This window comes from Moorena sp. SIO3E8 (assembly GCF_010692445.1).
In the GTDB taxonomy this organism is placed as follows: Bacteria; Cyanobacteriota; Cyanobacteriia; order Cyanobacteriales; family Coleofasciculaceae; genus Moorena; species Moorena bouillonii.
Window position 1 is genome coordinate 1 of the sequence record NZ_JAAHHM010000187.1, and the last position, 10,237, is coordinate 10,237.

At 43.7% G+C, this 10,237-nt stretch carries 9 protein-coding genes and 5 pseudogenes; 10 read left to right on the top strand and 4 right to left on the bottom strand.

What is annotated here, in order from left to right; genetic code table 11:
* The first annotated feature begins 741 nt into the window (after positions 1–741).
* Positions 742–948 (top strand): annotated as a pseudogene (locus F6K46_RS35490) (type II toxin-antitoxin system HicB family antitoxin).
* Positions 949–1,215: 267 nt separating this feature from the next.
* Here F6K46_RS35490 and F6K46_RS35495 read toward each other — a convergent pair.
* Positions 1,216–2,301 (bottom strand): annotated as a pseudogene (locus F6K46_RS35495) (ISKra4 family transposase).
* Between the two features lie 79 nt (positions 2,302–2,380).
* Positions 2,381–2,512, bottom strand: coding sequence for a hypothetical protein (locus tag F6K46_RS35500; protein WP_293067090.1), 132 nt, complete (start codon positions 2,510–2,512; stop codon positions 2,381–2,383).
* Here F6K46_RS35500 and F6K46_RS35505 point away from each other — a divergent pair.
* Positions 2,511–2,939, top strand: a complete 429-nt coding sequence (locus F6K46_RS35505) for a DUF29 domain-containing protein (protein WP_293067093.1) — start codon at positions 2,511–2,513, stop codon at positions 2,937–2,939. The two genes, F6K46_RS35500 and F6K46_RS35505, sit on opposite strands and share 2 nt — an antisense overlap.
* Positions 2,940–3,383: 444 nt before the next feature.
* Complete coding sequence (locus F6K46_RS35510) at positions 3,384–3,545, top strand: anacyclamide/piricyclamide family prenylated cyclic peptide (protein WP_083305643.1); 162 nt, start codon at positions 3,384–3,386, stop codon at positions 3,543–3,545.
* 12 nt (positions 3,546–3,557) lie between these two features.
* Here the strand turns inward: F6K46_RS35510 and F6K46_RS35515 are convergent, their stop codons facing one another.
* Both F6K46_RS35515 and F6K46_RS35520 read right to left on the bottom strand, forming a co-directional pair.
* On the bottom strand, positions 3,558–3,740 hold the full coding sequence (locus F6K46_RS35515; RefSeq protein ID WP_293067100.1) for a hypothetical protein: 183 nt from the start codon (positions 3,738–3,740) through the stop codon (positions 3,558–3,560).
* Between the two features lie 26 nt (positions 3,741–3,766).
* Positions 3,767–4,075 carry a hypothetical protein gene (locus tag F6K46_RS35520; RefSeq protein ID WP_293067103.1) on the bottom strand — a complete coding sequence of 103 codons (309 nt, stop codon included), beginning with the start codon at positions 4,073–4,075 and terminating at the stop codon, positions 3,767–3,769.
* Between the two features lie 715 nt (positions 4,076–4,790).
* Here F6K46_RS35520 and F6K46_RS35525 point away from each other — a divergent pair.
* The 7 genes and pseudogenes from F6K46_RS35525 to F6K46_RS35555 all read left to right on the top strand — a co-directional run.
* Positions 4,791–5,027: pseudogene (locus F6K46_RS35525) on the top strand (reverse transcriptase N-terminal domain-containing protein); the annotation flags it as partial.
* 584 nt (positions 5,028–5,611) lie between these two features.
* Positions 5,612–6,464, top strand: a pseudogene (locus F6K46_RS35530) (reverse transcriptase N-terminal domain-containing protein); the annotation flags it as partial.
* A 71-nt stretch (positions 6,465–6,535) separates the two neighbouring features.
* Positions 6,536–6,778 (top strand): transposase, encoded by a 243-nt coding sequence (locus tag F6K46_RS35535; RefSeq protein ID WP_198954217.1) that lies wholly within the window; start codon positions 6,536–6,538, stop codon positions 6,776–6,778.
* 120 nt (positions 6,779–6,898) lie between these two features.
* Complete coding sequence (locus F6K46_RS35540; RefSeq protein WP_293067106.1) at positions 6,899–7,123, top strand: transposase; 225 nt, start codon at positions 6,899–6,901, stop codon at positions 7,121–7,123.
* 244 nt (positions 7,124–7,367) lie between these two features.
* The gene (locus F6K46_RS35545; RefSeq protein ID WP_366510856.1) at positions 7,368–8,270 is read left to right on the top strand and encodes a group II intron maturase-specific domain-containing protein; all 903 of its coding nucleotides are present in this window, start codon (positions 7,368–7,370) and stop codon (positions 8,268–8,270) included.
* 158 nt (positions 8,271–8,428) lie between these two features.
* Positions 8,429–9,708 (top strand): annotated as a pseudogene (gene ltrA / locus F6K46_RS35550) (group II intron reverse transcriptase/maturase).
* Between the two features lie 24 nt (positions 9,709–9,732).
* Positions 9,733–9,975, top strand: coding sequence for an HNH endonuclease signature motif containing protein (locus F6K46_RS35555; RefSeq protein WP_293067112.1), 243 nt, complete (start codon positions 9,733–9,735; stop codon positions 9,973–9,975).
* Positions 9,976–10,237: the final 262 nt, after the last annotated feature.

A 10,237-nucleotide genomic window follows, 5' to 3' on the forward strand; every position in this document is an offset into this window, starting at 1 on the left:
GAGTGTATTAATTTAGTACGGGAATTAATGAGACGTGGGTCGTAATAAACGGAAGTATTATTTACGAGGAATGAGAGCTAAATCGCTTGCCCTGTCTGCTTTATAACTATTTTCGTCGCCCCCCCAGACTAAAAGGTCTAGCTTGATATTATGCTGGCAATATATATTAATTATTTAAAACAATACTCACCCTTTATATAAGCGACACAACTATTATACCAGTTTTCTTTCCGTCAAATTTTAAGGTCAGCTAAAATTTTCGGGTCATTCAAACGCTTTTCAGAGCTAGTTTCTGCCGATTAGATGCGTTTGCCCTGGATGCCGAAAAAAGTAAGAGAATTAAAACAAATGTTGCACCAAAGCAGAATTTACCCTCTTGCCTAAGCGAGGAAAAGGTAGTCATTATTACTGGGTGCATCCACTGATAACAAATGCTGTAGTCCTGTCTGGTAAAGATAGTAACGATCTCTTGATGCAATAGCGAGTGGGGGAAACCACGGCAGTCGCTCATGGTTAGAAGTTACCGTAAGACAGTTGAGCCTTAATCAATAAGTTTTACCCCTTTTCTGCATAGCCGACCAACCATAAAGGCTCAACGTAATCAGGTTTCGTCTCCGGGGGGAACCCCCAAGACCGCGCTGCCTCCCCAAGACCGCGCTGCATCGCTGCCAAACCTTATCAAGAAAAAGATGTGATAGCAGTACTTAAACAAGGGTCGCAGTTAGAACAGGGGGATGAATCATGAAATATAGTATTTTAATTCAATGGTCAGAAGAAGATAACTCTTATGTTGCTAGTTTACCGGAATGGGGTCAATAGGCTCGGACACATGGTGAAACCTATGAGGAAGCTCTTGAGAATGCTAAGGAAGTTTTAGAGGATTTGGTGTACGCCTATAGGCAAGTTAATAAAGAGTTACCAATTCCACAGATATTACAATTAGCCTAGAAGATGGAAGCGTTCGCTTTTAGCGGAAGCTGAGGCCTTTGGCCACGCTTCGCGAACGCTTCATCGCATCTACCAATGCTTTACAGATAGACTAAAAAAAAGTAGTTATTGTCTGGTGGGCAGTGGCTGATCATAGATTCACCTTCGCTGGCCAATTTCTTTGGTAGCCACTGGGTGCATCTCACTTTTGCAATTAGGTAAAAATTCGGGCAAAAATTCCCACACTTCCCACACTTCCAACTGAGTGCATGGGATGTTTTGTAAGACTCAAATTGAGAATTGTCCGTTGAGGTAAGCGCACCGATGCTTGAGTACTTGAGGGACGTTGCTTTCGTCCCACTGAGCCCCTGAGATTTTGATGCGCCGACCAACCTGCTTTACCGTCGATTCGTTCGCGTAGCGGCTCCAAAGGAGCATCGATCCTGACCCTATGGAAATGCCTTCGGCTTGGTAATAGCCGTAGTTAACAATACGGTGGCGATGCTTGTTGAGGTAGATAATAAAGTTCTTGACACGTTCATGTTGCCAATCTTTGAACTGTTCAATCGCGCCATCGACATCCCCAAACCACAAACAAGTTTCAACTGCATCTAGCCGCTGCTGTGACCCACCTACCTTGCCCAGATTCTCGATTAAGTGATACCAGTCTAGAATTTCACATCGTTGTGAGGTAGTTCCAATCTCTGCAAAGATATTCCAGATGCCGTCATGACCATCACCCAAGCAGATCAGTGGTGTGGCTAGAGGCTGTTGGTTGACCCAACTGACCAAATTTACGTTCTCGCAGAAGAATGCACCTACACTGTGCTCATGCAAATTCACTGCTTTGTAATCACGCCACTGGCAAGGCTCACCAATAGCCGTGCGTAACCGAACTTTGCCGCCATCTACGCTCATTTCTTCAACAGTCTGTTCGAGTTCGGGCAACTCAAAGTCTTGCCGATGTACCAGGCGTTGCTGAGTGCTATGGGAAACCGACATTCCTGTCAACACCTTGATATCTTCAGCGCTATTGTTGTAGGAGGCGTTGGCACTCAGCAACAGACAGCACTTCTCCAAATACGGACTCCACCTTGTGTAGGGCTTGACCATTAGCACATGAGCTTGTTTCTCGCTCAAACTCAATTTCCCAAGGATGCTGTTGAGGGTACGTTTTCGTCCGGCACGGGTGCCGCTGCTGGTTTGGATAAAAAATTTCCTATCTCTGGACTGACATGCTCGAGAATATGACCACGAACTACTTCTTCTATCCCGGACAAGGTTTGAACCTGCTCAGGGTCGGTTTCTACGCACACGTAAAGCAGCAATTGCTCGGGCGTGGGCTTTGATTTGGGCATGTTTGTCAGCATCCATTAGCAGCACTCATTTGATCATAGGTCAACCAATTAAAGCTTACCTCAGATTGGTCAACACCCAACTTAAGTATTTATGCTTAATGCCAAATCGGGATGCACTCGTAGCCACTGCCCACCCTACGATTCTCTTGCCCCTCTTGCCTTTTGCCTCTTGCATGCATGCCTTTTTCGGAAATCGATGACTTTACAACCCAGATTCTACTGCTCATGAAACCATACACATCCTATGAAACTGACTACTATCAATGGATACAGGAAACCGTAGAAAATCTCCGAAATCGTAATTTTAGTGAAGTGGACTGGAAAAATTTAATTGAAGAAATTGAAAGCATGGGTAAAAGTGAAAAGCGAGCATTATTGAGTCTTTTAACCCGTCTTTTAGAACACCTGCTGAAACTGGCTTATTGGAAATATGAACAAGAACGAACTAGGAATCATTGGGCGGCTGAAGTTGTAAACTTTCGCGCTCAAATTAAAACTATTATTGAGGATAGTCCTAGCCTTTGTACTCAACTGGAAACTTTCTACAAAAAAGCTTATCCTAGTGCGGTAAAATCTGTTTCTCAACTGTTTACACTTCCTCCAGAAGCGGAAATTGATCTTACACAAGCTTTGGATGATGATTGGTTTCCATAACGGTTTGCGAGTTGTTTAAGTACATAGTTATTTTTTAGGAAACAGCGGATCTGGGAACAGCGGATCTGGGAATAGGGAACAGGGAACAGTCAATAGAGCAATTGGCATCCAAAATAAGTTAATTATTATTACAAATTAATAATTGTAATTTATCTTTTTTGCGACATTATCATAATTAACTTATCGGCAAATTGCTATAGCGGTTTATAACCTAATGAGGTACACATAATTTTTCCCCTGTTCCCGATTCTCGATTACCGATTACCGATTACCGATTACCGATTCCCGATTCCCGATTTAATTACTGTTCCCTGTTCCCTATTCCCTGTTCCATAAAATCCAAGAATTTGTACCTCACCAAATTGCCAACCGCTATATCCTAGGTTGACATCTTAAATACAAAGGCTAGAATTTATTCAGAATAATTTATTCTGGGTAAAAATAATGAAAACCAAAAAACTCACTCCCCTTCAAGCTGCTCCTGTTCAGCGTGAAACTGTGACGAATGCTTCAACAGCAGATGCTAATGCGATCGCACCGGCTCGTGCAGGCGGCGGCAGGGGGATCCCGATGGGTGCTCCTTTTGCGGGCGACGACGCTGAGTAGTTGTGTGACGGGCTAGCCCTGATTTTCTGAGAATTGTAACCGGCAAGATGCCGGTTCCACATTCGATGCCTGTTCCATGTTCGATTCCCATTCCATGGCAGGAAACGGGCAAGATGCCCGTTCCACATTCGATTCCCATTCTACATTCGATGCCTGTTTCATGGCATTTGGGAACAGGCAAGATGTCTGTTCCACATTCGATTCCCATTATACCCACTGGGTCAAACAGCTTTAATCAGATGCATCCTGAAGTAGAGAGCGATCGCATCTGAAGCAAGCTTTACAGATAGAGTAAAAAATAGAGTAAAAAAATACTTTCGCGCCCCTTGGTGGGCAGTGGCTAATGAGCTCTTCACCAACCTTGCCAATTTCGGTAGTTTGCCACTGCCCACCCTACGATTCTTTACAGATAGAGTAAAAAATAGAGTAAAAAAATACTTTCGCGCCCCTTGGTGGGCAGTGGCTAATGAGCTCTTCACCAACCTTGCCAATTTCGGTAGTTTGCCACTGCCCACCCTACGATTCGGCACTTCTTGCAATTAGTTTCTGTCTGGTGGGCAGTCGCTGATCATCGCTTCACGGGTGCTGGCCAATTTCAGACAACAGCCACTGCCCACCCTACGATTATCCCGATTCCCGATTCTAAATTCTAAATTCTAGTGCGACTCGTTGACTATAAACCTTACCCTACAAGGGTTTTGGGGGATTAGTCGCAAGGTAATTAGAACCTTGACAACTTGATAACCATGTTGGTGAAATACCAACCCTCGTGAAATCCGAGTGACAGCTCTACCCCTACTCACGGAGAACTAACAAGCTAAGCGGGTAAAGCGGGGTCGAACAGTGAAGCTCTACCAGCCTAAGGTAGGGTTAGTAACAGGCAAATGGATTCATGGGTACGAGAGGAAGATACGTTTGAACCATCGTTAAGAATACGTAGTGAAATAAGGCTGAAACACTACAGACAAACATGTCAATGGAATACACAGGATTACAAGATTTAGTTTTCTTGTAATGATTTCCCTCATTCCCGGTGGATAGTATCACCCTAAAAGTCCAAAGAATGGTTATCAGGAACGAAGTAACTCCATAGGTGCTCTCAGAGAGGTCGGTCTCTGAGTAGGTAGTTAGCCGCACGCCCTATGTGTGAAAGATTGAGTCAGAAGCCAATGCCTAGAGCAATGTCTAGGATACGCAGACAGACTCACGTGATAGGAAAAGATAAAGCCAGAAGTAGCAATTGATATGTCTAAAACTCAGGGGTTCGCCCCACAGTCGGAATGGAATAGGGTCGATTGGCGCAAGCTAGAACGCACCATATTTAAGTTGCAAAACCGGATTTATCGAGCCTCGAGCCGTGGTGATGTCCACGTAGTAAGAAAGCTACAAAAGACTCTGATGAAGTCCTGGTCGGCAAAAATGCTGGCGGTTAGGAAGGTAACCCAACAGAATAAAGGTAAAAAGACTGCCGGAATAGACGGGAAAGTGCGATTCGTTGGCTATAAACCTTACCCCACAAGGGTTTTTTGGGGGATTAGCCGCATGGGAAACAAACCATGACAACTTGGTAACCATGGTGGTGAAAAACCACCCCTCGCGAAATCCGAGTGACAGCCTTACCCCTATTTTCAGGAATTAACAAACCTGAGGATAAAGCGGGGTCGAACAGTGAAGCGCTGCTAGCCTAAAGTGGCGTTAGTAACAGGTAGTTGAACTCATGGGTACGCAAGGAAGATACACTTGAACCATCGTCACTATAGAGTAGCGCAATCAGGCTGACGCGCTGCAAGGGACAAAAGTCCATGGAACACATAGGATTATAAGGTTTTTCCCCCATATAATGATTTCCCTAGCTCCCGGTGGATAGTATCACCCTAAAAGTTCAGAGAATGGTTATCAGGAACGAAGTAATTCCCATATGTACTCTCAGTAAGGTCGATTACTGAGTAGGTAGTTAACCGCAAGTCATGTGGGAGAAAGATTGAGTCAGAAGCTAACGCCCAGGGTAATACCTGGGATATGCAGACGGACTTACGTTGTAGGAAAAGGTATGGTTGTAAGTAGTAATGAATAAGTCTAAAACTGGGGGGTTCGCCCCACAGTCGGAATGGAGGACAACTAACTGGCGGAAGCTAGAAAGAACGGTCTTTAAGTTACAACAACGAATATACCAAGCCTCTCAGCGTGGTGACATCCGTGTGGTAAGAAAGTTACAAAAGACTCTGATGAAGTCCTGGTCGGCAAAAATGATTGCAGTCAGACGGGTAACCCAGGAAAATAAGGGCAAAAAGACTGCCGGAATAGACGGACAAAAAGCTTTAACCAATAAGCAGCGTCTAGTCTTAGTAGCCAACCTGAAAATTCACAAAAAGGCAAAACCAACCAGAAGGGTATGGATTCCCAAACCTGGGAGGGTGGAGAAACGACCTTTAGGGATACCCACCATTTACGACCGTGCTCTACAAGCTCTTGCCAAACAGGCTCAAGAGCCAGAATGGGAAGCGAGATTCGAGCCTAACTCATATGGGTTCAGGCCAGGACGCTCATGTCACGATGCCATTGAAGCAATATTCAATGGTATTAGCTTAAAACCTAAATGGGTACTGGACGCTGATATCTCCAAATGCTTTGACAAAATCAACCATGATGCTCTTCTAAGAAAATTGAATACTTACCCATCCATGAAACGATTAATCAAATACTGGTTAAAAGCAGGTGTGATGGATAAGGATACATTCTATCCTACAGATGAGGGTACTCCTCAAGGTGGAATTATCTCCCCACAAAAGCGCGAACATAGCCCTCCACGGAATGGAAAAACTTATCAAACAATATGCCGAAACCTTAAAAATAAAAGGGAGGAATAAAGAACAAAAAAGAAGAGGCATGAATGTGATAAGATACGCAGATGACTTCGTGAACCTATCCCACTATTTGCGGAAAACGTGATAGAGTGAAAATCAAGCAATAAGGAAAAATCGAACAGGTAAATGCCAGGAAGATTTGAAGGATTAAGTGACATAGAATGGGAACTGTTCAAAAATCTCTTGCCCTGTGAACCACAAAAGCGAGGTAGAGGTATGCCCCATGTACCTTTCCGTTACGTGTTAAACACACTGCTGTACATTTTAATCACAGGATGTCGTTGGTGTGATGTCCCCACAGGAGAACAGTGGGCATCAAAAAGTTCAGCACATCGATGGTTAAAACGATGGCAAGAAAATGGAACTTAGCGAAAAAATACAAAGTGGAGTATTGGCCCTCGCAGAAAATCAAGGTCTGATTAACTGGAATTATGGGGCAGTAGACGGCTCTTTTTCCCCCTGGCAAGGGAGGAGGTGAAGGAGTAGCCTATGGATACAAAGGTGCATGGAGTGTTGATACACACCATCACAGAAGGTAATGGTATGCCCATGGCAAATCGCACCACACCAGCCAATGGCAGTGAACCGGAGCAGGTTTTACCATTACTCGATAGCATCAGGGTTTCTACGGGCAAACGGGGTCGTCCAAAGAAAAGATTCAGAGTAATAGCCGCTGATAAGGGTTACGACTGTAAACAGATAGTTCACTGCTGAGAAAACGAGGTATCAGACCTCAATTCCCCAAAAGAGTTTACCAGTCTAAGAAACGTCGAGGTAGACCAATCAAAGATGATACACCACGGTTTCAACAAGAACGTTGCTTTGCCTGGTATCAAAGAAAATATCGACGTTTGGTCGTTCGTTGGGAACGGCAATGTGTTGTGTTCGATGCTTTTGTTGCCAAGCGCCACTATTCATATGTGGATTACTAAAATTCTATTAGTGGGATAGGTTCGTCATCATGCACGAAAACCAGGAAGTGATAGAAGAATGTCAAAGAATCATCAATGAATGGCTGAAAGACGTGGGTTTGGAATTGAAACCAAGCAAGACAAAAATCATCCACACTTTTGATGGATTTGATTTCCTCGGATTCAACATTCGTCAATATAAAGTAGGGAAATACCAGTCAAAACAAGGCTTTAAGACCATCATCAAACCGTCCGAGAAGAGCGTGAAGGAGTATTATGAGCGGCTTCGAGCCGAAATCGACAAGCATAAAGCCGCTCCCCAAGCCGCCCTAATAAAGCGTCTAAAACCCATTGTAAGAGGATGGTGTAATTACTACAGGTCAGTCTGTAGCAAGGAAACCTACTCAAAGATGGACTACCTACTCTGGAACAAACTTCAAAGATGGGGATACAGAAGACACCCAAATAAGTCAAAGACCTGGGTGAACAATAAATACTGGGGGACGAAGGTTGAAAAACCTAAGAAACCCTGGGAAGCCCCAAAAGTGGATAACTGGGTATTCATGACTGATGAGGAGAACTATCTCCCGAAACATGCCAAAACTGAAATAATTAGGCACACCAAGGTTAAGGATACCCGGAGTCCCTTCGACGGCAACCTAGTTTATTGGAACACCAGAATGCAAAAACATCCCGAAACGACCACTCAAAAGGGAAGGCTTTTGAAAAGGCAAAAAGGGATATGTAATCATTGTGGTCTCACCTTCAGGCCAGGAGATTTCCTAGAAGTACATCACATAATACCACGCGCGTTAGGCGGAAACAACCTAGATAAAAATCTAGAAGTCATCCACCTGCATTGCCACGATGAAAAACATAGAACGAAAATTCCATCCAATTCAGAGGAGTCAAGTATCGACTCCTCTGAATTGGATGAAAACCCGTTCTAAAAGGAGGTACCAATGAAAATGGTTCCTATGATGAGGAGCCCTATGACGGGAAACTGTCACGTACGGTTTTGAAGACGAGTCGGAGGGGCGACTCTCCGGCTTAGTTTAATAAAGCTCTAAGCAATAAGCGTCGTCTCGCCTTAGTAGCCAACCTTAAGCTGTACAAGAAACCTCAACCTACTCGTAGAGTGTGGATTGATAAACCCGGTCGTAATGAAAAGCGTCCTTTAGGGATACCAACCATTTATGATAGGGCATTGCAAGCACTCACCAAACAGGCATTAGAACCTGAATGGGAAGCACGTTTTGAACCAAATTCATACGGATTTAGACCAGGAAGGTCATGTCACGATGCAATCCAAGCAATATTCAAGGGAATAAGTCGGAAACCCAAATGGGTATTGGACGCAGATATCTCAAAATGCTTCGATAAAATCAACCATGATGCCCTTCTTGCCAAACTAAATACCTATCCATCCATGAGGCGATTAATCAAAGGTTGGTTAAAGGCCGGAGTAATGGATGAAGGAACATTCACACCTACAAATGAGGGCACCCCACAAGGTGGAATTATATCTCCACTAAAGCGCGAACATAGCCCTCCACGGAATGGAAGAACGGATTAAAGAATATGCAGAATCTCTACCACCCTCTAGAAAAAAAGAGGGCAAAGGAGATAAACGGAAAGCACTAAATCTGATCCGTTATGCAGACGACTTCGTCATAATGCATAAAAACCTGGAAGTGGTAGAAGAGTGTCAAAGAATCATCAGTAAATGGTTAAATGACATTGGCTTGGAACTAAAACCAAGTAAAACACGAGTGACTCACACATCCACAGGATTCGACTTCCTAGGATTCAATATCCGACAGTATGCTGTTGGTAAAAATCACTCAAAACAAGGTTTTAAAACCCTCATCAAACCATCTAAGAAGAAAGTGAAAGAGCATTGGGAGCAGATATCCAACGCAATAGATAAACACAAAGCTGCTCCCCAGGAAGCCCTAATTAGGCACCTAAAACCCATTATAAGAGGATGGTGTAACTACAACCGCAGTGTGGTTAGTAAGAAAACCTTCTCGGATTTGGACTATATGCTCTGGAACAAACTTCAAAGGTGGGGATATAGGAGACATCCAAATAAATCTAAGACCTGGGTGAACAAAAAGTACTGGGGAACTAAAGTTGAAAAACCCGTGAACCCATGGGATGCACCAAAGATAGATAACTGGGTCTTCATGACAGACGAGGATAACTACCTACCAAAACATGCAAAAACTAAGATAGTTCGTCATGTCAAAGTCAAAGAAGCCAGAAGTCCATTCGATGGTGACCTAGTATATTGGAACACCAGAATGCAGAAACATCCTGAAATGACCAGCTCAATTGGGAAGGCTTTTGAAAAGGCAAAAAGGGTTTGAAGTTACCGTAAGATAGTGGAGCCTTTATAGTTGGTAGGTTATGGGTAAAAGGTTGAAGTCTTTTGTAGTAAGGCTCCACTATCTAAGGTTTCGTTTCCGGAAATGTGCTCATTGTGGTCTCACCTTTAGGGATGGGGATTTATTGGAAAAGCACCACATCATACCACGCTCACTCGGTGGAAACGATTTAGACAAAAATCTAGAACTACTCCACCTACATTGCCACGACAGAGTACATGGGACAAAAGTCAATTCAGAAGAGTTAGACAAAAGTCCATGGTAAAAGGTACCAATGATAATGGTTCCTATCATGAGGAGCCGTGTGAGGGGAAACTCTCAAGCACGGTTTTGAAGACGAGTCGGAGAGGCGACTCACCGGCTTAGTTTAATAATTCTAACTTCTAACTTCTAACTTCTAACTCCCGGTTCGCCCATTTTTTCGGGAGTTATAAGAAAGGCTACTCAGGAGTAAAAGATTGACCATCAAGTTGAGTATAAATAGTAGTTGAAAACCCAAGTAGAACAAGAAGACGCTGCTGTAAAGG

Bases quoted from the DNA above. Each gene is read 5' to 3' on its own strand.
- F6K46_RS35505 (WP_293067093.1), top strand. From the start codon at position 2,511: ATGAAACCATACACATCCTATGAAACTGACTACTATCAATGGATACAG.
- F6K46_RS35500 (WP_293067090.1), bottom strand. From the start codon at position 2,512: ATGAGCAGTAGAATCTGGGTTGTAAAGTCATCGATTTCCGAAAAAGGC.
- F6K46_RS35510 (WP_083305643.1), top strand. From the start codon at position 3,384: ATGAAAACCAAAAAACTCACTCCCCTTCAAGCTGCTCCTGTTCAGCGT.
- F6K46_RS35535 (WP_198954217.1), top strand. From the start codon at position 6,536: ATGCCAGGAAGATTTGAAGGATTAAGTGACATAGAATGGGAACTGTTC.
- F6K46_RS35540 (WP_293067106.1), top strand. From the start codon at position 6,899: ATGGATACAAAGGTGCATGGAGTGTTGATACACACCATCACAGAAGGT.
- F6K46_RS35555 (WP_293067112.1), top strand. From the start codon at position 9,733: ATGGGTAAAAGGTTGAAGTCTTTTGTAGTAAGGCTCCACTATCTAAGG.